We start from the raw sequence: 21,420 nt of genomic DNA on the forward strand, positions 1-21,420 counted from the left end.
CGCTGAAACCGCCATCGCCACAACCGCTTGAGGCAGGGTCATTGAATTCGAATGACAACTGTGTCCGCGGCGCCCGCGGCATCGATGACGGTCAGCCGCGCAAAGCCCGGACCAGGCGGATCGATCAGCCGCTGGCGCCGTCCGTCGATCTCGCCCTGCGCCGTTCCGTTAACCATGACGGTCATAGGCAGAACGCCTCCGGCGACCTTGACCGGCATGGCTGCGCCCCCCTCGCCACCTGAGCGATCGACGTCGATCCGCGAACCGTTCAGCGGAAACTGGATGTGCAGAGCCTGCTCGCCCCCGGTCCGCACCAGATCCCCGACCGGACGGAACCGCCTCAAGGGCAACGGCAGCTTGGCGTTGCTGGCAACGAGAGTTCCTTTCGGTGGCTTCGGCAACGGCAGGAGCGTCTTGCCGGTTCGGGCGAAGGCGTCGAATAGGATCGGCGCGGCGGCGACGCGCCCGATCAGGCCCGGAACCGGCGCGCCGTCGGGCCGGCCGACCCACACGCCGATGGTCATGCGCCCGTCGAAGCCCATCGACCAGGCGTCGCGGTAGCCGTAGGAGGTGCCGGTCTTGAAGGCGATGCGGTTGTGAGCCGCGTTCTCCGGCGGCGGGGTGCCGAGCAGCACATTGCCGACTTGCCAGGCCGCGACCTGATCGAGCAGTCGCAGCGGCTCGCGCACGTCCCTGTCGCTCATGATCTCGCGCAGCGGCTTGGTGGTGCCGAGCCGGGCGAAGCCCGCATAGAGCTGGGCGAGGTCCTGCAGCGTCACACCGACGCCGCCAAGGCCCATGGCAAGTCCCGGCGCCTCGTCTTTGGGCAGCACCAGATTGCCGCCCGCCTGATGCAGCCGCGAGGCCAGCCGGCTCGCGCCGACGCGGTCGAGCAGGACGATCGCGGGCACGTTCAGCGACAGCTGCAGCGCCTTCTTCACCGGCACGGTGCCCTGGAACGTCATGTCGAAATTTTCCGGCGCGTAGGAGCCGAAGCGCACGGGCCGATCGTCGATCAGACTGTCGGGGTGAACAAAACCGTCCTCGAAAGCGAGCCCATAGATGAACGGCTTCAGCGTCGAGCCCGGCGAGCGGACCGCGCGGGTCATGTCGACCTGCCCTGCCCGGCGCTCGTCGAAATAATCCGCCGAGCCGACGCGTGCGAGCACGTCGCCGCTCTCATTGTCGACGACGATGATGCCGACCGAGATGTTCGGTCCCAGCGCAATGGCACGGTCGCGCGCCAGCGGCTCAAGCACCTTTTGCAGGTTGGCATCCAGCGTCAGCTTGATGACGGGCGCGTCCTTGACCGTCGCAAGCGCCGCATCGGAGGCATGCGGCGCCAGGATCGGCATTGGCCTGCGCAGCTTCGGCACGGGAACGGCCTTGGCCTGCTTGGCATCGTCGAGGCTGATCTGTTGCTCCTCGACCATGCGGTCGAGCACGCGGTCACGCGCTTTGCGCGCCGCATCGGGATAGCGGTCGAGCCGGCGCGTCTCCGGCGATTGCGGCAGCGCGACCAGCAATGCCGCTTCAGCCAGCGACAGCCGCTTCGGTTCCTTGCCGAGATAGGCGGTCGAGGCAGCGCGGATGCCTTCGAGATTGCCGCCGTAGGGCGCGAGCGCGAGATAGAGGTCGAGGATCTGCTGCTTGCTCAAGCTGCGCTCGATCTCGATCGCACGCACCATCTGCCGCAGCTTTGCATGGAGCGAACGCTGCCGCCGCGGCTCCATCAGCCGCGCGAGCTGCATCGAGATGGTCGAGCCGCCCGAGACGATGTGGCCGCGGGTCGCAAGCTGAAACGCAGCGCGCCCTAGTGCCAGCGGGTCGATACCGTCATGCGCGTAAAAGCGCTGGTCCTCATAGGCGAGCAGCAGCTTCAGATAGGTCGGATCGACGTTCGTATTTGTCTCAACCGGCAGTCGCCAGCGCCCGTCCGCCATCGCATAGGCGCGCAGCAGCTTGCCGTTGCGATCGACAATGGTGGTGGAAACTTGGCGGGCTTCGTCGAAAGGCAGCGGACCGAGGGCGTAGACCCAGGCGACGAAACCGACGATGGTGAGAATGAGCGAGAATGCCAGCGCGGAGAGGACATGCAGGTCCCAGCTCCGCGCTCGGTCATGGCCGGGCTCGTCCCGGCCATCCACGTCCTTGCCCCTCGCACAAAAGTCCGTGGATGCCCGGGACAAGCCCGGGCATGACGGCGGAGCATGTGGCTCCTTGTCGCTCATCCCCTCACCACTCACTTCGCCGCCCGCACCTCGACGGTGCCCGTCCCGGTGCGGCCGTAGCGCGAGGGATTGTACATGTCCTCGACATAGGCCTGCGGCAGCACGTATTTGCCGGGCGAGACCACACGGACGACATAGGCCACCGTGAAGACCGCCTTGGAATCCGAGGCCCGGTCGACGGCCGCCGTGAAGCGGTCGTCGCGGAACTCGGTATCCTTGGGCTCCTGGCCGTCCTCGATCCAGCCCAGCGTGCCGCTGTCGCCCGACGACACCAGTTTCGGATTGTCGATCTCGAGGCCGGCCGGAAGATAATCGGACACCATGATGTGGCCGTATTCGGGCTTGGCCTCGGTGATCTTCAGCACCACGGCGAAGCGGTCGTTCTGCTTCACCTTGCTGATATCGGCGGGCTTGCCGTCGAGCGTGAAGAAACTGCGCTCGATCTTGAAGCCGTTCGATGCCGCGGGCTCCGGCGTCACCGGCGAACCCGACACAGAGACCACGGCCTGCACCGGCGCATCGCCGGTGTTGGTGATCTTCAGCGGCTTGCCCTCCAGGGTCGCCGCCTTGTAGCTGCGGTACAGCGCGGTCTTGACCGGCTGGCCGTCGACCTCCATCGACAGGTTCTCCTTGGCGAGCGCGCGTGCCGCCAGCACCAGCCACGCATTCTCCTGCGTGGAGGTATAGGGTGTCAGCCCGCGCGCAGTCTCGACTCGCGACACTGCCTGCGTCAGCGTCGCCTTCGGGGCATTGCCTTCACTGGCAAGCGACACCAGCGCTGCGGCATCGCGAAGCTGCGAGCCGTAGTCGGTGCGGCCGAACTCCAGCACGGGTTTTGGCGCGAGACTGTCGAGCGCGGCTCCGTAAACGCGCTCCGCGCGGTTGCGGTCACCGACCAGCGCGAGTGCCGCGGCGAGCTGCGATTTCGCGATGGGAGTTGCGAGGTTGGAGAGCTTGGTGTCGGCGAGATAGCGGAGGTCGCCGATCGGCGCCGCGCCGTTCCGCGCGAGCACATAGAGGCCGTAAGCGAGATCGCGGCCGCCGTCCTTCTCCGGCTCGTTGCCGTTGACGACCGAGTTGCGGATACGATCCAGCGCGGTCTTGAACAGCACATCCGGGACCACAAAGCCCTTTTCGCGGGCGCGGGTCAGGAAGTCGGTCACGTACGCGTCGAGCCACGCATCGTCGCCGCCCGCCGACCACAGTCCGAACGAGCCATTGGAGCCCTGGCGGGCCAAAAGCCGCTCGATCGCGTCGCGGATGCGCTGGTCGACTTCGGTGTCCATGGCGAGATGCGCGCCCGCGGCGAGATCGTTGACATAGAGCAACGGCATCGCACGGCTCGTGATCTGCTCCGAGCAGCCATAGGGATAGCGGTCGAGCGCTTTCAGGATCGTCGCCGCATCGAGCGCGGTCGACAGGCTCGCCGAGACCGAGACGCTGCCGGTGCCCGGCACGAGGTCGGCGAACATATCAGACGTCAGCGTCAGGCTCTCGCCCTTCGCCAGCGTCCGGATCGAGCGCCGCGCCAGCACCTGCGTCGCCGCCTTGACGTCGAGCGCATAGTGGCGCGCGAGTGCAAGCCCGTTCGGCCCCTTGATGTCGACGTCGAGCGTCGCCTGCCCCGCCGCCGTCGCGTCGATGGCGAGCGAGAAGGAGTTCCGCTGCTTGGCGGCGAGCTTCACCGTGGTTGCGGGATTGCCGGTCATCTTCACCGGTCCGCCCGTCTTCACGTTGATGACGTAATCGCCGGCCTGCCCTTCAACATTGTCGATCTCGAGATTGACCGTACCGTGGTCGCCGTTGAGCAGGAAGCGCGGCAGGGTCGTGGTGAGCACGACAGGATCGCGGATCACCACGTCCGTGTTGGCGCGACCGAGCTTGGTCGCGGTCCACGCCACCGCCATGACGCGCGCGGTGCCGGCGAACTCCGGAATGTCGAAGCTGATTTCCGCGGTGCCGTCAGCGGCAACCGTGACGATGCCCGAATAGAGCGCGAGCGGCTTCTGCGCAGGCGGCGAGCCCTGCAATTCGGCCGCGCCGGCGTCACCGCCGGACTTAATCTGACCGCGCGTGCCCGACATGCCGTCGATCAGTTGCCCATAGAGATCGCGGATCTCCGCGCTCAGGCGGCGCTGGCCGAGATAATAGTCGTCCGGCGCCGGCGGTTTGTAATTGGTGAGGTTGAGGATGCCGACGTCGACCGCGGCGATGACGATCTTGGCGTCCTCGCCCGGATTGAGCCCGTCGAGCTTGAGGGGGATCTTCAGCAACCCATTCGGCCGGATCAGCGCCGGCGGGGTCAGCTTCACCTGGAGCGTGCGGGTCTGTTTGTCGATACCGAACCATTTGAGTCCGATCGCCCGGCCTGGCATGCGTTGCGCGGCTGCATCGAGCGGACGGCGCAGCGTCGCCACCACATAGGCGCCAGTGCCCCAGTCCTTTCCGACCGGGAGCTTCACCTGGGCGGTGCCTTCCTTGACGTCGATGGTCTGCGCCGTCAGCAGCCGATCGCCGAGCACGTTGACCGTCAGCTTGCCGGCGCTGCGGACGTTGACCGACACGGTCATCGTATCGCCCGAGGCGTATTGCGGCTTGTCGATCGAGGTCTCCAGGAGGTCCGGCGTGTCGGCGCTGCCGTCGGAATACCAGCCGACGTCGAACTGTACCGAGGTCACCGGGCCGTCGGCATCGTTCGACTTCACGTCCAGCCGGTAGCGGCCGGGCTTTGGGGTCAGCGAAATCCGCGACGGCTTGTCCGCGGCGACGGTCACGTCGCCGTCAGAGACGCGCGAGGTCGATTTGACCGGCTCGTACTCCCAGTAATTGCTCTGGCGATACCATTGGTAGCGCGACTCCATCTTCAGGAGCTCGTAGCGCAGGCCGTCGCGGCGTAGCCTCTCGCCCTCGGGCGAGACGAACACGACGTCGAACTCGGCCTTGTCGCCCTCGGCGACGTTCTTGTCGCCAAAGAGCGGCTTGATGCCGATCATGGCGGCAGCAGGCGCGACCGGCAGCACGATCTTGCGTTCAACGGCGCGGCCGCCGGTCTCGACCATGCGGACGAAGATCTGCGCCTCCTGCGGCCGCGTCGAGGCCGGCTGCTTGTCGAGCGTGACCGGGAAGGTCGCAACGCCGTTGGCGTCAGCTTCGGGCAGGTTTTCCAGCGGCGTGCGCTCGTTCGAGGTGGTCTCCTCGTCGGCGACGCCGAACTGGTAACCGGCGAAGCCCGGCCGCTCGGACGCGGGCGCGACCAGCATGTCGCCTTCGAGCGCCAGCCCCGAGGCCGGCGCGCCGTAGAGGAAATGACCGTCCGCCTTAAGCTCCACTGGAGCGTTAGCTTTGATCAGCTTGTCCTTGGCAGACAAGTCGAATTCGATCCGATCAGGGACGTAGTCCTCGACCATGAAAGTGGTCTCACCGACCGAAGAGCCCTTTGGATCGGTGAAGGCGCGCACCCGCCAGGTCCCGGTCGGGACGGCCGAGTTGAGCGGCACGGACAAGGTGCGCCCGCCGGCGCCCTGGTCGGACAGCACGGCGCGGCGATATTCGACGCCGTCGGGGCGCTCGATCACCAGGGTCATCGGCCCGCCGGTAACGGCGTTGCCCTGCCCGTCCCGCAACAGCGCGGTGAGATAGACGGTCTCGCTGGAGCGGTAGACGCCGCGCTCGGCATAGACGAAGGCGTCGGCGCCCACAGGCACGGCCCTGCCCGAAACGCCGCGGTCCGACAGGTCGAAGGCAGAGGATTTGAGGCTGAGGAAAGCATAGTCGGCCTTCTCACCGGTCACGGTGAGCATCGCCGGCGACAGGCCGCCCTCGCCGCGCGCAAGCCCCGCCTCGAACAGCAAATGGCCGCTCTCATCGGTCTTGCGGGTGGCCAGGATCTCGTTGTTGCGCGCGACCAGTCGCACCTCGGCTTTGCCGACGGGATCGGTCGAGGCCAGCGAATTCACGAAGACATGGATGCCGTCATTGCCGGAATAGGCCGTGACGCCGAGATCGGAGACGATGAACCATTGGGTGGCGAGCTGGTAGTCGTCGTCCGAGCCCGGCCCCTTGGCTGCGGCCGTCATCACATAGACGCCGGGCTGGAGCTCGCCCAGCGCCTGGTCGACCGGGAACGCCGTGGTGACGTCCTGGTTGAGCGTCATCGCGGTCGCGAGCTCGCCGGTCCAGACTTTGACGCCGCGCTCGCCACCGAGATCGCTGAGCTGGTATTTCGACAGAGTCTTCTGGAAATCGCTGTCGACCACCGTGTTGATCAGATTGCGGTCGCCGATCCGGAACACGTTGATGTTGACGGCTGGCGTGTTGACGCTGACGACGGGAATGCCGCGCTGGCCCGTCCTCGGCAGCACATAGGCGCGGCTGGTGAAGCGCACGAAGGGCTTGCGGTCGCGCACATAGACGTTGAACTCGGCCGATTTCGGCAGGCCTTCCTTCACGGTGGACGGCAGGCCGGCGCGCAGATTGATGTTGTAGCGCTCGCCGTGCTTGAGCCCATCGACGCAGAGCTGCTTGCCCTCGGCCGACAAAGCCGGCTTGTCCTGGCCCGCCAGCGCGAGGTACGGCGCGAAATCGGTGCGTTTTGCCAGCTCCTCCGAGAACTGGAAGCAGGCGCGCGGACTGGCGGAGTCCGAGTCCACGGTGTAGTCGAGCAACCGAAACCCGTGCTCGTCGCGCATCTTCTCGTACTGGCCCCGGACGTCGGCGACCTCGCGCATGTCGAGCGACAGCCGCAGTGCATCCAGCGCTGGCCGCCACAGCTTGCGTTCGGACAGCGACTTGCCGAGCACCGCGAGCGAATCGGCCTCCTCGCCCGCATTGCCGGCGCGCTGGTAGGCGATGTAGGCGGCAGTCGAGGCGCGCTCCACCAGAAACGTCTGCTCGCTCGAGCTCTTGGGCGTGATCTGGAAGATGACTTTCGCCAGGCGCAGCCAGTTGCCGGCGTCCTCCGGCGTGGTCGCCGCGATCTGGCCGAGCACCGACAGGCCGGTGCGATAGTCGTTGCGCCGGAAGGCAGCATCGGCGTCGGTGCGTAAGCTCGCGCCGCTCTTGGCGACCGGCCCCGCCTCGCCCTTGATCTGCGCCTCCAGTTTGATCGCGGAATCGGCGAGGTCGTCCCGCTTGAAGGCTTTGTCGGCGGCCTGCGCTACGCTAAGGCCGAACGCCAGCGTGGCGCAGAGTGTGACGGCGCGAACAAGACCGATCATGGATGGACTCCCGGAAATCGCGGACGAACGCCGCTTGTCGCATGAAATGCGCGGAAAGGTGACCGACTCAAGGCGATGGAACCAAAGGTGCAAACCGTCGCATTCGCCATGACAAGGCACGCCCAGAGGAGACCGATCAAGCTACCGCCGCGCACGCCGTCCTGATGGCGCAGCAATACCCGACCAGTCGTCCGGCGGCCGTGTCCCGGAAGCTGGCCAGCGTTCCCGGCGATGTGATCCATCGTCCAGTCCGCTGCCGCTCAACCCGGCACCCTGACACCCCACCGTTCCGCTTTGTCGCGGCTTCGAGGAAAACGGTTCGGTTCAGGCTTGGCGAAAGACGATATTTTTCATAATGGCATGGTAGATGAACAGCCGGCCCCAACCAGGGCGGCTCAAGACGGTCCCGTAGCTCAACTGGATAGAGCATCAGATTTCTACTCTGAGGGTTGCAGGTTCGATTCCTGCCGGGATCGCCATATTCAGTCTCATCGGACGGGGACATCGTCCGGCGCACGCTGACTCGATACACCGGCGCTCATCGTTAGCCCGGTCTACGACGCGCGCCTGCAGAATCCACCGTCCTTCACGAACGCGTGGGACGCCTCGGTCCGGGCTTTGATCCAGGCAAACGAGCCCTATCTATCCGCCGAGCGACGTACGCCCGATAAGGACTTTGATGCCACTATCCGACTTGACGAGAATGGCCATCGCATCTGCGGTGGCGGTTGTGGCAATATCGTTCCTGGCAGTTGACGCGGGAGTCGTGAACTCCGGGGTGATCACAAAGCCCATCGCGACGGCGCGGGCCTCCATCGCGGACGCGGCGGCGAGTCAGCACCAACTCGCCTTCGCCGTTCAGGCGTGGGCACGTCGCGGCCACCAGAAGCCGGCCGTGGAAGAATGCCTGGCGATCGATTGAAACAGCGCAGTTTGTCGCCGCTCGTCTCGCGGATGTATGCGCAATGTAACAATCATGTTTGTTACAGGCCATTATTCCCCCGGATGAAGATCGTCCAAATCCAGCCGAACAGTGCGCTCAAGGCGGCGACCGATGCGGCGATTGCCGCGGTCCGAGTCCACCAGATCTGCCGCTCGTGCCGTTCGATATCCGCCTCGGATTTTTGATTTTCTTTCCAGTTCAGCCATTCCTGGGCGAACCCGATCGTCATGACGGGCGCGGTTCCGATCGCAGTCGCTCCTGCGGATGCCGCGTCGGTCTGGGCTAGGCGCGCTCGGACGTTGGCTGCACCCGTCTTTTCAAGCACCGCAAGCCATTGCTGGGACTGTTCGTCTGAAACATGCCACGTGCATTCCCTGTAAGGAAACGCTTTCGGTCGCTCTGTCATGGCCTTGCACCGCACTCACTCTTCAGTGTCGCCCTGATGTCGCGCCCACCACCCGGCAATTGCCGCCGCGAGATCCTTCCACGACTCGGTCGGCAGATCCGGCACCGCCACCCGGACGCTGTACCGATCCGTAGTCGCGTCGTGAAACCACTCGGTCGCCGCGAAATCAAAACCAAAGCTGCCGGCGTGACGAATGGGGAAGCCTTTGCCGCTGAGGTCGCGGCTCATGTCTTCGGCGGCCTGCCGCGCGGTCGCCTCATCGAGGGCGCGCCTGCCGCGAAGCGTGACATAGAGGCCGTGGGTGAAATGCAGCTCGGCCGAGAGCGAACCGAGCTCGGCGGCGAAATATCGCGCCGTGTGGCGACCGTTGCGCAGGATCGCCGCGACGCGTTTTTTCGTCAGGGCCCAATAGCCCGCTGAGCCCACGAATGGCGGGAAGTGTGCCGGCAACGCCGCGCCACCGAGAAGCCGGACGGCATTGCCGGTTTCCGCCGCCAGGCTCTCGGACAGCAGCTGGCCTGCATTCAGGTCTTTCCGGCTCCAATGCACGAATACGGCAGAGCCGAGCCGGCCGTATTCCACCCCGAGCGAATCCAGCTTGTTGTGGCTTCGCACCAACACGACCGGAATGTCCCATCGCGCGGCCCATCTCAGAACGCGCCGGATGCGCCCCGATCTACCGGCGAAGCATGTCGTGTCGAAAATCAACAGATCGAGCCCCGAACCGTCGCAACACAAAGCCGCCTCGAACGCCCCGGCAGGGGCGCACGAATCCAGCAGGAGAAACCGTGGCGAGGCTGCCGCAGCGAACGCTTCGCCCAGCGGGAGTCTGGCGGTGACAAGCCGCAAATGGGGGACGAGGCTCTCGATCAGCTCCAGTGTCTCGCCGTAGGTGCCCGGCAGCACCACGACGTCTGCCTTGCCGATGATTCGTGCGGACGCGAGCAGCAGCGCGGAGATCGCGGCCATGCCGGATGCGGTATAGATCGCCTCGCTCCCGCAGCTCCGCTCGAGTTCGTAGAACGAGGGACCACGCACCTTGAGGTCCGCGCGCTGATAATCGTAGCTGAACACGAACGGACCGCTCCTGGGAGACGCCGCGTGCGACCAGGCGGTCTCCGTCGCCTTCCAGTCCTGGAGCGCATGCTCCGCGCGTAGCGCGGCGGCGAGCTGAAACTTGGAGACCACGACCTCGTCGACCGATTGCGGCCGAGCCAAATGCAGCGGGCTCCTCAGGCAATCGTTCAGCAGCCCGATTTCCCTGTGCTTTCGTTCGAGATAGGCCTCGGAGGTCTCCATGCGGATCTTGACGAAGGTGGTCTTGGCAATTGCGACGGCCTTTCAACGTTCGGCGAACGCATTGGCTCCAAACAGTCGGCCGCGCTCATCCTTGCAACGAAGACCGGTCCTCGCCGTTGACACTGCACAAGGAGAACATCATGAGCGAGATCAGAGAGCACATGAAGATCATCGGCAAGGACGGCGCACATGTCGGCACCGTCGACCGCGTCGAGGGCAACCGCATCAAGCTGACGCGGAAGGACAGCCCGGAAGGTCACAAGGACCATCATCATTACATCGACACGAAATATGTGGGTGCCGTCGAAGGCGGTGTCGTCAAGCTTTCGGTCAATGCCGACGCGGTGCCGAAGTCGGAAGCAGCCTGAGCCAGCAAGTCCCCTCGGGGACTTTTTGTTTGTTCACGGTCCTGCTCCGCTTCGTTCTCCGAAACGAATCGCGATCGGAAAATCGTCGCCCGAACGAGTCTTAACGTCGCGTTTCGACGGCTCGCGTCAGGCCTCGAGCGGCACGAGCACGGGCCGGAAGCGGTAGGCATCGATCGCGGCGTTGGACAGCAGCAATCGTCGCCTCTCGCCACCCAACATCATGCGGTCGATCCTGTTCAGGATGAACCGGGCCGCGTCCCTGCGCTCGCCGGTAAGCAGGCCGGATTGGTCGAGATACTTCCAGGCAATCTCGAAGGACTGTGCGCGCAACTCGGGATCGGTCATAGCGGCTCAACGTCGGCGGGGAACCGACGTTCCATCGGCAAGACGCCCTCCCCCGGTCGCCCTTCATGATCTTCGCGCGAAAAGAATTGAGGGGGCGCGGAACGAACCTGCGATCAGCGCGTTCGCTATCGAGTGGCGCCGATTTGCCAGCCCCGATCGGCTCTCGAGAACCCCGTGCTCGTCCCCCCGAGCACGGGGTTTTTCTTTGAATACGGATATTGTCGTAAGAGCGTGGGCTCAGTCCGTCCGCTCTTCGCGCCGGTCGCGGGCGAGTTGATGCCAGGCCAGGGCTAGCTCGATGAGACGTTGCCGGTCGGGGCCATCGGCCGCCACGGCGCGCTTCATCGCCGCCTCAGCTTCGTGCTGTGGATCGTACTTGGTACACATGAAGCAATTCTAGCCGGACGATCTGGACAAGCGCGTGGCAATTTCGTCCGTATGATTGCGGGGTTAATGCCTCCCGACACGGATTTGCGACGCGATCCAGCTCACGCATCTGTCGAACGATCCGCCCCGATTGTGGGCTTGGTGCGTACCGATCTGTGAAGTGCGTCACAGCCGGCGCCCGGCGCATCCGCTAAACAGTTCTCAGCGCTCCCAGAGAGGGAGAAGGCATGGGAGATATTCCCGTCATGACGCAAGAAGCCGCAGCCGAAATTGCCGTCCCGACGCGACGCGAAAGATCCGACCCGCTCGGCATCGCTTATCTTGCGACCATCGGCATCGTGATGCTGGCCTGGATCGCAGGCCTGGTCTGGGCCGCGATCGCGTTCTTCAGCTGGCTGGTGTCCTGACGCGCGGGCGATCCCCCTTGAATCAATTCCCGGCCAGCTGACGGCCAGCGCAAAACGAAAAGAGGCGGACTTTTCGCCCGCCTCATCGCTTCAGGTCTCGCCTGGAGTGCTCAGTAACACGCCCGGGGATCGGCCTGCACATACTGGCCGCTCGGATAGCGGTAGTAGCAGTTGCCCTGGGCCAGATAGTAGCCGGGGCGCGAAGCAGCCGTCGCGCCGGCGATCGCCCCGGTGGCACCGCCGATCACGGCGCCTGCGGCCGCGCCCGAGGCGTTGCCCGAGATCAGGCCCCCCAGCACGCCGCCGACGATAGCGCCGCCAAGCGCGCTCGCACCAGGATCCGCCGGCGGCGGCGGAGGCGGCGGTTCGTAGGCGACCGGCGGCGGGGCGTAGGCCACAGGCACGTCATCGTAATAATCCTCCGAGATGTAGGCCGGAGGCCCTTCCATGCGCTGCGGATAATAATACCGCGCGCCGCCCACATCCCACCACCAGCCGGAGCGGCCGTCGTGGACTTCGTGGCGCCAGCGTCCGCCATCCCAGGCGAGATGGCCGCGATAGGTGTGTCCGCCCCAATCGCGCGCCGGTGCGGGACCCCTGGCGTAATTGCGTCCGGGCGGCGGACCGCCGGCATTGCGCGGACCAGAACCTGCATAGCCCGGACCGCCCGCGTGAGGCTGGCCGCCGGGCTGTAGCACGGGCCGGGCAGCCTGCTGCGACGGCGGCCCCTTGCGCATGTTCTGCGGCGGCGCACCTGCGCTCGGCCCGGGCGATGGCTGGGCGGCGTCTCTCGGCGGCCGGGCGTCCTGAGCCTGCGCCGGGACGGCGAGCAATGACATGGCCGAAACCAAGGGAATGATGATCTTGATGCGACTGGACGCACTCATGCGTGCTTGCCCCCTACTCTCTCGATTGCCGTCGATGGCCGTGATGCCTGGCGCGATAGACGATTCGGCTCGCGCTGAGCTGATGCCGGCTGACATGACTGACCTGCTTTGGTCGGCCAAGTCCCGTTACAAATGATTAAGATCACGACATTTTTTCGTCCGCGCGGGCCGCTCTGGAGTGCCTCTAGCGGGCCGGCTCGATCACATTGCAGTTGCTTCGCCCGGACATCAGGCAGTCCTGCATCTTGCTCGCGGAGGTGAGATCGCGGGCGAGCCACCAGCCGACGCCGAGGATGACAATCGCGATGATCAAGCCGGCGATGGCGCCGCGGCGGTTGTCACCGGATTGAGGTTTTGGAGGGGATTTGAGCTTCGCGCCCGGTTTGGGCTTAGGCTCGGGCTTGGCTTCGGACTTGGACATGGCTGACCGATCACGGGGCGAGCGGGCTTTATCACCTCTGCGGCGTGGCGTCACATCCCGCCCAGCTTCTCCCGGTTAGCCCCGCGTCGGCCGGATCGCTTCCTTGCGCGAGGTTTCGGCGGCCGGGATCGCCTGCTGGGCCCGCGGTGCGCAGGTCGTGAGCACAAACGCAGTCTGGGTGCATTCCCAATCTGCACCCAGGACGGCACTTTCGATCGGCTGCGGGCTGGCGAAGAGCAGCGTGACACCAGCCAGGGCTGCCACCGCGACGGCGATTGCGAGCGCCTTCAGGCTCAGTCTTGAGATCGTCATGCCCGTGCTCCGCGTCTCATACCAGGCGGGACGCTAGGCGCCGCCCTGGTGCCCCTTATGAGGGGCATCACAATTCGGCAGTTTTTCGGGGCTACGAGAGATCGTCGGGGGCGGCGATTTTCGTCTACCTGATCGGCTGCGATTATAGGTGGCATCACGGCGCGCGCCGATGTACACGCATCTGCGTCGCGCGGCGCCCGCTATGCCCAGCCGACGTACCAACAGGCAGTGATGTAGGATCGAAAGCGAGGATGACAAGGTTCGCCGATGAGTGGATTTAGGGAACCAGGCTTCTCCGACCGGCAAAAGGCGGCACAGGAAGCACGCAAAAACCTTTTGAACAAATTCAAGTCGCAGCCGGGGCCGGATGATCCCGCGGTTGTGGCGAAGCGTGCGGAGCGCGAGGCCCTTGCGGCCAAGCGCGCCGAGGCAAAGGCTGCGCGCGAGACGGAAAAGGCCGAGCAGAAGCGCCTTCAAGAAGAGGCTGCCGCGCTCGAGGCCGCGCGGATCGCCCGCGAAGCCGAAGAAGCCGTCGCGAAGGCGGCCGAAGCCGAGGCCGATCAAAAGGCCAAGCGAGACGCCCGCTACGCCGCCCGCAAGGCGAAGCGCAAGTAACGTTCGCAAGTCACGTTCAATTGAATTTGGACTGAAACAATACTCCGGGGGCGGTCTACGTGACCGCCCCCGGATTTTTGGCGCGCGTCTGGCTGTCGCAAGCGCCGCCTCGACGATGGAAGATCAGTGCTTCTTCATCATCCCGTCGTCTTTCTTCATCCCGTCCTTCGACATCGTGTCCTTCTTCATGCCGTCGTCCTTGGACATGGTGTCCTTCTTCATGCCGTCCTTGGACATCGTGTCCTTTTTCATCATGCCGTCATCCTTGCCCATCTTGTCCTGGGCAAAGGCGGCCGGCGACAGCGCGAGGCCGAGCGAGAGAACGGCCGCCGAAACGCCGAGCGCGATGCGGGTACGAATGGTCATGACTGGTCTTCCCTTCGAGATGATGTTTGTCAGCGACGGACGCCGCTATCTGATCTCGACGGATTGCCACGGGGCGTTGTTACGCGACCGCTGATAAATTTCTGCGCCCCCGCCGCCCCTTCGTTGGACGGATGCAGAAACCCAGTGGTGTGCAACGCAGCATGGTCGACACTTGCCGCGGCATTCGGTCTCGAACTATCAGACTAGAGAACATTGTCTGAAAGACCGGCTAGGATGGGCCTCAGCACGGTCTCAAAGACCCGCCCAAAATCACAGCAAGCAAGAACCGTCCAAGAAACGTCCAAAGGGAATCACACCATGCTCACGCGCCGCCACTTGATCGCGACCGCCGTCGCCGCACCCGCCATTCTCCGTTTCAGCACCGGCACCGCGCATGCCGCGACCACGCTGAAGATCTCGCATCAATTCCCGGGCGGCACCGTTGACAAGGGCGATTTCCGCGACCGGCTCTGCCGCATGTTCGCCGCCGAAGTCGCCAAGCGCAGCAACGGCGACATCGCCGCCGAAATCTATCCGAACTCCTCCCTGATCAAGACCAACGCGCAGTTCTCCGCGATGCGCAAGGGCGCGCTCGACATCAGCCTCTACCCGATGCCCTACGCCGGCGGCGAATTGCCGGAAACCAATATCGGCCTGATGCCGGGCCTCGTCACCACCTACGACCAGGGCATGCGCTGGAAGAAGGAGCCGGTCGGCAAGGCGTTGACCGACTTCCTCGCCGACAAGGGCATCATCCTGCTCAGCTGGGTGTGGCAGGCCGGCGGCGTCGCCAGCCGCTCCAAGCCGATCGTGGCCCCCGAAGATGCCAAGGGTCTCAAGGTGCGCGGCGGCTCGCGCGAGATGGACATGGTGCTGCAGACCGCCGGCGCATCCGTGCTGTCGGTGCCCTCGAACGAAATCTACGCAGCGATGCAGACGGGGGCCTGCGATGCCGGCATCACCTCCTCAACCAGCCTGATCTCGTTCCGCCTCGAAGAGGTCGCGAAATCGCTGACCTCGGGCGCAGGCGCGTCCTACTGGTTCATGCTCGAGCCGCTGATGATGTCGAAGGCGATCTTCGACAAGCTGCCGAAGAACCAGCAGGACGTCCTGCTCGCGGTCGGCACCGAGCTCGAAGCCTTCGGCCGCAAGGGCGCGCAGGACGACGACGTCGAGGTCGCCAAGGTCTACGAGAAGGCCGGCGCCAAGGTCTCGGCGCTCGATGCCGCGACCGTCGGCAAGTGGCGCGACATCGCCCGCGACACCGCATGGAAAGACTACGGCGCCAAGACCGCGACCTCGGCCAACCTGCTCAAGCTCGCGACCGACGTCGCCGCATGAGCCACGGTCCGCTTCCGGATCGTGACGACCAGGCCAACGCTGCCGCAAGGACTGGCCTTGCGGCGGCGATCGATCGCGGTCTCGCCATCCTCAACAACATCATCGTCGTGTTCGCCGCGATTGCGCTGATCGCCGCCTGCGCCATCCTGAGCTACAGCGTGCTCAGCCGCGCCTTGTTCAAGGCCGCCAATTACTGGCAGGACGAGGCTGCGGTGTTCCTGCTGGTCGGCGCCACCTTCATGACCGCCGCCTACGTACAGCAGAACCGCGGTCACATCGGCATCGAGGCCTTCGTCGGCCTGCTCTCGCCGCTGGCGAACCGGATCAGGCTGTGGCTGGTCGACGCCGTGACGCTTCTGTTCTGCGCTTTCTTCGCCTGGAAGTCGTGGACGCTGGCGCATGAAGCCTATGTCGACGGCCAGGTCTCGAACTCGATGTGGTCGCCGCCGCTGGCCATCCCCTATTCGCTGATGGCGTTCGGCATGAGCCTGCTCTGCGTCCAGATCTTCGTGCAGCTTGCGCTGCCTTTCGCTGGAGCCAGGCGTTCATGAGCGTTTTCGGTATCGGCCTCGCATACGGAATTGCGACGCTGGTCGTGATGTTTTCGGGCATGCCGATTGCGTTCGCGCTCGGCGCGGTCGCGGTCGTGTTCATGGGCATCTACATGCCCGCCGCCTCTCTCGATACGGTGACGCAGAACGTCTACGAGGAAATGGCCTCGATCACGCTGCTGTCGATCCCGCTCTTCATCCTGAAGGGCGCCGCGATCGGCAAGTCTCGCGCGGGCCAGGATCTCTATTCGGCTCTGCACGCCTGGCTGCACCGCGTCCCCGGCGGCCTCGGCGTCGCCAATGTGTTTGCCTGCGCGCTGTTTGCGGCGATGGCGGGCTCCTCGCCCGCGACCTGCTCGGCAATCGGCTCGGCTGGCATCCCCGAGATGCGCAAGCGCGGCTATTCCGGTGGTTTTGCCGCGGGCATCATCGCCGCCGGCGGCACGCTCGGCATTCTGCTCCCGCCGTCGATCACCATGATCCTGTTTGCGGTCGCCGCCGAAAAATCGCTGGGACGGCTGTTCCTCGCCGGCATCGGGCCCGGCCTGCTGCTGGTCTCGCTGTTCGGCGTCTACGCCGTGATCCGCTTCCGCCAGGAATACGCCGCGGCCGAAGCGATCTACAAGAACGGCGGGCCGGAAGCTGCGATCCTCGCCCGCGACGAGTACACGCTTGCGGAACGCTTCAGCGTGCTGCCACGCGTAATCCCCTTCGTGCTGCTGCTCACCGGCGTCATGATCGCGCTCTATGGCGGCTACGCCACGCCGTCGGAGACTGCCGGCCTCGGCGGTCTCCTGGCGCTGGCGCTGATCGCGGCGATCTACAGCGTGTGGCGGCCGAGCGACCTCGCCCCGATCCTGAAATCGACGATCCGGGAATCGACCATGCTGATGATGATCATCGGCATGTCGCTGCTCTATTCCTACGTGATGAGCTATCTGCACATCTCGCAATCGGCCGCCGAATCCGTCGTCGCGATGCATCTGCCGCGCTGGGGCCTCTTGTTCGCGATCCTCGTCATGGTCGTCGTGCTCGGCTTCTTCCTGCCGCCGGTCTCGATTATTCTCATGACCGCGCCGATCATCCTGCCGCCGCTCCGTGCCGCCAATTTCGACATCATCTGGTTCGGCGTCGTCATGACCATCGTGATGGAGATGGGACTGATCCATCCACCCGTCGGGCTCAACATCTTCGTCATCCGCAACGTCGCGCCGGACATTCCCCTGCGCGAGGTGATCTGGGGCACGCTTCCTTTCGTGCTCTTGATGATGCTCGCGGTGCTGCTGCTGTGCTTTGTGCCGGGCATCTCGACCGCACTGCCGGACCTGGTGATGGGGCCGGACGGGAGCAGGTAGCGGCAATCGCAAGTGCTGTAGGGTGGGCAAAGGCGCGCAGCGCCGTGCCCACCACCTCTCTGTGCTTCCGCGAAAAGTGGTGGGCACGCTTCGCTTTGCCCACCCTACCAGCGCGTCGATTACGACTCGCGCTTCCGCCGCGACTTCGGCGCGATCGCGCCGCCACCCACCACCTGCAACAGATCCTTGCGCACGGCTTCGATGTGACGCTCCAAAAACCGGCAGGCCTCCTCGACCTTCTGCGCGCGGCAGAGCGCGATCAGATGGGCATGCTCCTTCTCCGCCGTGCCCATCGCCTTGGTGTTGGAGAGCTGAAGCCGCGTGTAGCGGTCGCTGGTCTGGAGCAGTGACAGCACGATCGCCCGGGTGCGGGGCTGCGGCGCGTGGATGTAGAGCGCCATGTGGAAGTCGGCATTGAGCTGCCCCCATTCGCTGACGTTGCGGGCCTTGATCGCCTTCTCGAAGCTTTTGTGGATGTCGTCGAGCCCTGCGAAATCCTCCGCCGTGAACCGGGGAGCCGAGTGCGCCAGCAGCCGCGGCTCCAGGATCCGGCGCAGGTCGAAGACGTCGTTGATCTCGTCCAGTGACAGCTCGGAGACGATGGCGCCCTTCTGCGGAACGATCCGCACCAGGCCTTCCGCTTCGAGCTGAAACAGCGCCTCGCGCACGGGGATACGGCTGACGCCATAGGCCTCGCCGAGCGCATCCTGGCGCAGTTGCGATCCGGCCGGATAGGTCCCGTCGAGGATTGCTTGCCGGAGCTGGTCGACGATCGCAGCCGACAGGGTGCGATGCTTCAGAGGCAGTTTCATCCGATCTTCCGTTCCTCTCCGACTCGGCCGGCCGGAACGGTCCCTGTCTTGCATGTTGAGGTCATCGCGTCCCCGCAAAAAGCGCGTGCACGCCTTCGACGCAATCCGCGATTCCATTTGACAGCCAAAATGTATAAATTATACATTCGGCCATCGCACGACAAATCTTGCGGGCAATGGGGCCTCTTCATGATCGAGCAGACGATGCCGGCCACGCGCGCGTTCAGCGTTCGACGCATGGTCGTCCGCGCCTCCTGCGCCCTGCTCGCCGTCGAGCGGATCGCATTGATGGGCCTGATGTACCTGCTCACCGCCCTGATCCTGGTCAACGTCGTCACCCGCTACTCGCATTTCCCGATCTACTGGATCGACGAATCCGCGGTCTATTGCGTGGTCTGGCTGACCTTCGTCGGCGCCTCCGCGATGACGCGGCTGCGGCTCGATTTCGCGGTGACGATGCTGACGGAACGTCTCTCGCCCCGCGCCCAGAAGATCGCGAAGGTGATCTCGACCGGCCTCGTCGTCGTGTTCGGCCTCGCCCTGATTGTCACCTGCGCGCTCTGGATGGACCCGATTGGCCTTGCCCGCGCCGGTTTCGACGGGCGCAAGCTGGCAGCCGAGACCTTCAATTTCCTCTACACGGAGCATACCCAGACGCTGAACTGGCCGACCTGGGTGCTCTATCTGACGCTGCCTATTTTCGCGGTCTCGATGACCGTGCATGGTCTCGCCAATTTGCTGGAAGATCTCGAACTGGTCCCGCGCACGCCACCGAAGGGCTTTGCGCTCTCCGAGCTCGACGGGGTCAACTGATGATCACGTCGGCAGCCTTCCTCGCGATCATGCTGGTCGGCGTGCCGATCGGTCTCTGCCTGTGTCTCGCCGGCCTGGTCTACATCGCGGCGTCCGGCAATCCGGTGCTGTTCCAGTCCTATCCGCTGCAGCTGTTCGGCGGCGTCGACAGCTACGGCCTGATCGCGATCCCGCTCTTCATCCTGATCGGCGAGATCATGAACGGCGGCGGCATCACGCGGCGCATCGTCGACATGGCGATGGCCTTCGTCGGCTCGCTCAAGGGCGGGCTCGCCTATGTCAACATCCTCGCCAACATGTTCATCTCCTCGATCCTGGGGTCAGCGACCGCACAGGTCGCGATCATGGCCCAGATCATGGTGCCGGAGATGGAGAAGAAGGGCTACGACAAGACCTTCGCGGCAGGCTTGACCGCTTATGGCGGCATGCTCGGTCCGATCATTCCGCCCTCGGTGATGTTCGTGGTCTACAGCGTGCTCGCGCAGGTCTCGGTCAGCGACATGCTGATCGCCGGCATCGTGCCCGGCGTGATCCTCACGGTGATGTTTTGTGTCGTCATTGCGCTGATGGGATACGTCTACAACTATCCGCGCGCCGACTATCAGACGCCGCGGCAGCGCGTGGCGACGATCCTGCGGACCTCGCCCACCCTGCTGATCCCGATCGTCATCGTCGGCACCATCCTCGGCGGCCTCGCTAACGCCACGGAATCCGCCGCCGTCGGCGCCGTTGCCGCAGCCCTGGTCGGAAAGTTCTGGACCAGGGAGTTCGAATTCTCGCAGTTGCCGCAGATGATGCTGCGCAGCGCGATCTATTCGGCGATCGTGCTGTTCCTGGTGGCCGCCGCGGCGGTGTTCTCCTGGGTGCTGATCTTCGGCAAGGTGCCGCAGGAAACCGCCGCCTGGATCCAGACGGCCGCCAAGGACCCGATCAGCTTCATGCTGATCTGCAATGTCATCCTGCTGGTGATCGGCACCGTCATCGACGGCATTCCCGGCCTGATCATGACGGTGCCGATCTTGCTGCCTGTTGCAACCGACGTCTATCACATCGATCCCAGGCATTTCGGCGTCGTGGTGGTGATCAACCTCGTGCTCGGCCTGTTGTCGCCGCCGGTCGGGCTCTGCTTCTTCGTCGCGGCCGCTGTCACCGGCGCCAAGCCCGGCAAGATGTTCATGGTGACGCTGCCGTTCTTCGTCATCTCCTGCGTCCTGCTGGTGCTGCTCTCGCTCTATCCGTCACTCTCGCTGATCCTGATCAAATAGGCCCGTCCAAAAGGAAGCCCGACCATGCCGCTTTCACGCCGCCGCTTTCTCGCTGCCAGCGCCGCCGCATCGGTGTTTGCGCCGTCGCTGGCGCTCGCCCAAGCCAAGGAATTCCGTCTCGGCCTGATTACGCCGAACGGCCATTCCTGGAACAAGGCTGCGCTCAAATTCGGTGAAGATCTCAAGGCGGCGACCAACGGCCGCCTGACCCTGACCGTGTTTCACTCCGGCCAGCTCGGCAACGAGCCCGCGATGATGCAACAGTTGCAGTCCGGCGCGCTCGACATGGGCTTCATCCAGGCCGCAGAGCTCGGCTCGCGCGTGCCGCACGTTGCAGCGATCAATGCGCCCTACATCGTCCGCTCGACGCCCGCAGTGGCGAAATTCGTACGGCATCCGGCGGCGGTGAAGCTGTTCGAGGTGCTGCCGCAGGAGACCGGAACGATCGGGCTCGGCTGGGGCATCACCGGCATGCGGGCGGTATTCTCCTCGAAGGACCTGACTTCGCTCGCCGACATCAAGGGCATGAAGCTGCGCATCAATCCGACCCCCGTCTATCGCGACTTCTATTCCTCGCTCGGCGCCGCGCCAACGCCGATCCCGACGCCGCAGGTGTTCGACGCGATGGCGAACGGCCAGGTCGACGGCCTCGAGGCCGATCTCGAATTCTCCTGGAACCAGCGCTTCGACAAGGTGTCGAAGGTGATCCTGCAGATGAACGCCGTCTTCATGCCGATGGCCGCAGTGGTCTCGGGCCGGGTCTGGCAGTCGCTCCCCGCCGCCGACCGCGAGCTGATCGCCAAGACCGTCAAGTCGACCCTGGACGCGCAGATCGACGAATTGGCCTCCAACGAGCCCGCGCTGATCGAGAATTTCCGCAATGCCCCGATCCCGATCCGCCAGGTGCCGGCCGGCGATACCGAAGCCGTCATTGCCGAGTTCGACAAGATCTGGCTGCCGAAGGCGCCCGTCCTCACCGAGCTGCGCAAGGTCGGCGCCACGCTCTGACCCCAACCGCCATCCCCTTCCAAGAACCCCGGCGGATCCAGCCCCCCGCCGGCCAAATCCACTCGGAGTCAA

21 protein-coding genes and 1 tRNA gene are annotated in these 21,420 nt (G+C 64.9%); 11 read left to right on the plus strand and 11 right to left on the minus strand.

From position 1 onward, the window contains the following. Positions 1 to 38: 38 nt before the first annotated feature. Together pbpC and ABIB90_RS10075 are read right to left on the minus strand one after the other, a co-directional pair. Positions 39 to 2,147, minus strand: coding sequence for a penicillin-binding protein 1C (gene pbpC, locus ABIB90_RS10070; RefSeq protein WP_354160638.1), 2,109 nt, complete (start codon positions 2,145 to 2,147; stop codon positions 39 to 41). Between the two features lie 95 nt (positions 2,148 to 2,242). Continuing rightward, positions 2,243 to 7,447, minus strand: a complete 5,205-nt coding sequence (locus tag ABIB90_RS10075; RefSeq protein ID WP_354160636.1) for an alpha-2-macroglobulin family protein — start codon at positions 7,445 to 7,447, stop codon at positions 2,243 to 2,245. A gap of 402 nt (positions 7,448 to 7,849) precedes the next feature. Here ABIB90_RS10075 and ABIB90_RS10080 point away from each other — a divergent pair. Together ABIB90_RS10080 and ABIB90_RS10085 are read left to right on the plus strand one after the other, a co-directional pair. Then, positions 7,850 to 7,926 (plus strand) — tRNA-Arg (locus tag ABIB90_RS10080). A gap of 200 nt (positions 7,927 to 8,126) precedes the next feature. Then, entirely contained in the window at positions 8,127 to 8,369 is a 243-nt protein-coding gene (locus ABIB90_RS10085; RefSeq protein WP_007591272.1) for a hypothetical protein, read from the plus strand. Between the two features lie 61 nt (positions 8,370 to 8,430). On the opposite strand, the gene ABIB90_RS10090 is transcribed toward ABIB90_RS10085, so the two are convergent. Both ABIB90_RS10090 and ABIB90_RS10095 read right to left on the minus strand, forming a co-directional pair. After that, positions 8,431 to 8,796 (minus strand): hypothetical protein, encoded by a 366-nt coding sequence (locus ABIB90_RS10090; RefSeq protein ID WP_354160634.1) that lies wholly within the window; start codon positions 8,794 to 8,796, stop codon positions 8,431 to 8,433. A gap of 15 nt (positions 8,797 to 8,811) precedes the next feature. Continuing rightward, positions 8,812 to 10,095, minus strand: coding sequence for a hypothetical protein (locus tag ABIB90_RS10095; RefSeq protein WP_354160632.1), 1,284 nt, complete (start codon positions 10,093 to 10,095; stop codon positions 8,812 to 8,814). Positions 10,096 to 10,235: 140 nt separating this feature from the next. Here ABIB90_RS10095 and ABIB90_RS10100 point away from each other — a divergent pair, with 140 nt between their 5' ends. After that, positions 10,236 to 10,463, plus strand: coding sequence for a DUF2171 domain-containing protein (locus ABIB90_RS10100; RefSeq protein WP_354200674.1), 228 nt, complete (start codon positions 10,236 to 10,238; stop codon positions 10,461 to 10,463). A gap of 126 nt (positions 10,464 to 10,589) precedes the next feature. Here ABIB90_RS10100 and ABIB90_RS10105 read toward each other — a convergent pair whose 3' ends face one another. After that, entirely contained in the window at positions 10,590 to 10,808 is a 219-nt protein-coding gene (locus ABIB90_RS10105) for a hypothetical protein (protein ID WP_354160630.1), read from the minus strand. Between the two features lie 237 nt (positions 10,809 to 11,045). Next, positions 11,046 to 11,195: a hypothetical protein gene (locus tag ABIB90_RS10110; RefSeq protein WP_167552267.1), complete on the minus strand. Its 150-nt coding sequence runs from the start codon at positions 11,193 to 11,195 to the stop codon at positions 11,046 to 11,048. 227 nt (positions 11,196 to 11,422) lie between these two features. Here ABIB90_RS10110 and ABIB90_RS10115 point away from each other — a divergent pair, with 227 nt between their 5' ends. After that, entirely contained in the window at positions 11,423 to 11,602 is a 180-nt protein-coding gene (locus ABIB90_RS10115) for a hypothetical protein (RefSeq protein ID WP_007591288.1), read from the plus strand. 110 nt (positions 11,603 to 11,712) lie between these two features. Here ABIB90_RS10115 and ABIB90_RS10120 read toward each other — a convergent pair whose 3' ends face one another. The 3 genes from ABIB90_RS10120 to ABIB90_RS10130 form a co-directional block, all read right to left on the minus strand. Then, positions 11,713 to 12,489, minus strand: a complete 777-nt coding sequence (locus tag ABIB90_RS10120) for a hypothetical protein (protein ID WP_354160628.1) — start codon at positions 12,487 to 12,489, stop codon at positions 11,713 to 11,715. Between the two features lie 184 nt (positions 12,490 to 12,673). Beyond that, positions 12,674 to 12,910, minus strand: a complete 237-nt coding sequence (locus tag ABIB90_RS10125; RefSeq protein ID WP_007591292.1) for a hypothetical protein — start codon at positions 12,908 to 12,910, stop codon at positions 12,674 to 12,676. Between the two features lie 75 nt (positions 12,911 to 12,985). Then, entirely contained in the window at positions 12,986 to 13,222 is a 237-nt protein-coding gene (locus tag ABIB90_RS10130; protein WP_354160626.1) for a hypothetical protein, read from the minus strand. 267 nt (positions 13,223 to 13,489) lie between these two features. Here ABIB90_RS10130 and ABIB90_RS10135 point away from each other — a divergent pair, with 267 nt between their 5' ends. After that, positions 13,490 to 13,837 carry a DUF6481 family protein gene (locus ABIB90_RS10135; protein ID WP_007591299.1) on the plus strand — a complete coding sequence of 116 codons (348 nt, stop codon included), beginning with the start codon at positions 13,490 to 13,492 and terminating at the stop codon, positions 13,835 to 13,837. 123 nt (positions 13,838 to 13,960) lie between these two features. Here ABIB90_RS10135 and ABIB90_RS10140 read toward each other — a convergent pair whose 3' ends face one another. Next, positions 13,961 to 14,203, minus strand: a complete 243-nt coding sequence (locus tag ABIB90_RS10140; protein ID WP_007591301.1) for a pentapeptide MXKDX repeat protein — start codon at positions 14,201 to 14,203, stop codon at positions 13,961 to 13,963. Between the two features lie 318 nt (positions 14,204 to 14,521). Between ABIB90_RS10140 and ABIB90_RS10145 the strand changes: the two genes are divergently transcribed. From ABIB90_RS10145 to ABIB90_RS10155, 3 genes are read left to right on the plus strand one after another with little or no spacing between them, the layout of a single operon-like run. Continuing rightward, positions 14,522 to 15,544, plus strand: a complete 1,023-nt coding sequence (locus tag ABIB90_RS10145; RefSeq protein WP_007591303.1) for a TRAP transporter substrate-binding protein — start codon at positions 14,522 to 14,524, stop codon at positions 15,542 to 15,544. Beyond that, positions 15,541 to 16,095, plus strand: a complete 555-nt coding sequence (locus tag ABIB90_RS10150) for a TRAP transporter small permease (RefSeq protein WP_007591315.1) — start codon at positions 15,541 to 15,543, stop codon at positions 16,093 to 16,095. The genes ABIB90_RS10145 and ABIB90_RS10150 overlap by 4 nt, the downstream gene beginning before the upstream one ends. Further along, positions 16,092 to 17,450 (plus strand): TRAP transporter large permease, encoded by a 1,359-nt coding sequence (locus tag ABIB90_RS10155; protein WP_007591317.1) that lies wholly within the window; start codon positions 16,092 to 16,094, stop codon positions 17,448 to 17,450. The genes ABIB90_RS10150 and ABIB90_RS10155 overlap by 4 nt, the downstream gene beginning before the upstream one ends. 119 nt (positions 17,451 to 17,569) lie before the next feature. Here ABIB90_RS10155 and ABIB90_RS10160 read toward each other — a convergent pair whose 3' ends face one another. Further along, entirely contained in the window at positions 17,570 to 18,262 is a 693-nt protein-coding gene (locus ABIB90_RS10160) for a GntR family transcriptional regulator (RefSeq protein WP_354160622.1), read from the minus strand. Between the two features lie 204 nt (positions 18,263 to 18,466). On the opposite strand from ABIB90_RS10160, the gene ABIB90_RS10165 reads away from it, so the two are divergent. Genes ABIB90_RS10165 through ABIB90_RS10175 form a run of 3 tightly spaced genes read left to right on the plus strand, consistent with a single transcriptional unit; the run spans position 18,467 to position 21,348 of the window. Continuing rightward, complete coding sequence (locus tag ABIB90_RS10165; RefSeq protein WP_354160955.1) at positions 18,467 to 19,075, plus strand: TRAP transporter small permease; 609 nt, start codon at positions 18,467 to 18,469, stop codon at positions 19,073 to 19,075. Then, complete coding sequence (locus tag ABIB90_RS10170) at positions 19,075 to 20,340, plus strand: TRAP transporter large permease (RefSeq protein WP_007591322.1); 1,266 nt, start codon at positions 19,075 to 19,077, stop codon at positions 20,338 to 20,340. The genes ABIB90_RS10165 and ABIB90_RS10170 overlap by 1 nt, the downstream gene beginning before the upstream one ends. Before the next feature lie 24 nt (positions 20,341 to 20,364). Next, positions 20,365 to 21,348: a TRAP transporter substrate-binding protein gene (locus ABIB90_RS10175; protein WP_354160620.1), complete on the plus strand. Its 984-nt coding sequence runs from the start codon at positions 20,365 to 20,367 to the stop codon at positions 21,346 to 21,348. Positions 21,349 to 21,420 lie beyond the last annotated feature (72 nt).

The organism is Bradyrhizobium sp. JR4.1 (assembly GCF_040548605.1).
Lineage (GTDB): Bacteria > Pseudomonadota > Alphaproteobacteria > Rhizobiales > Xanthobacteraceae > Bradyrhizobium > Bradyrhizobium canariense.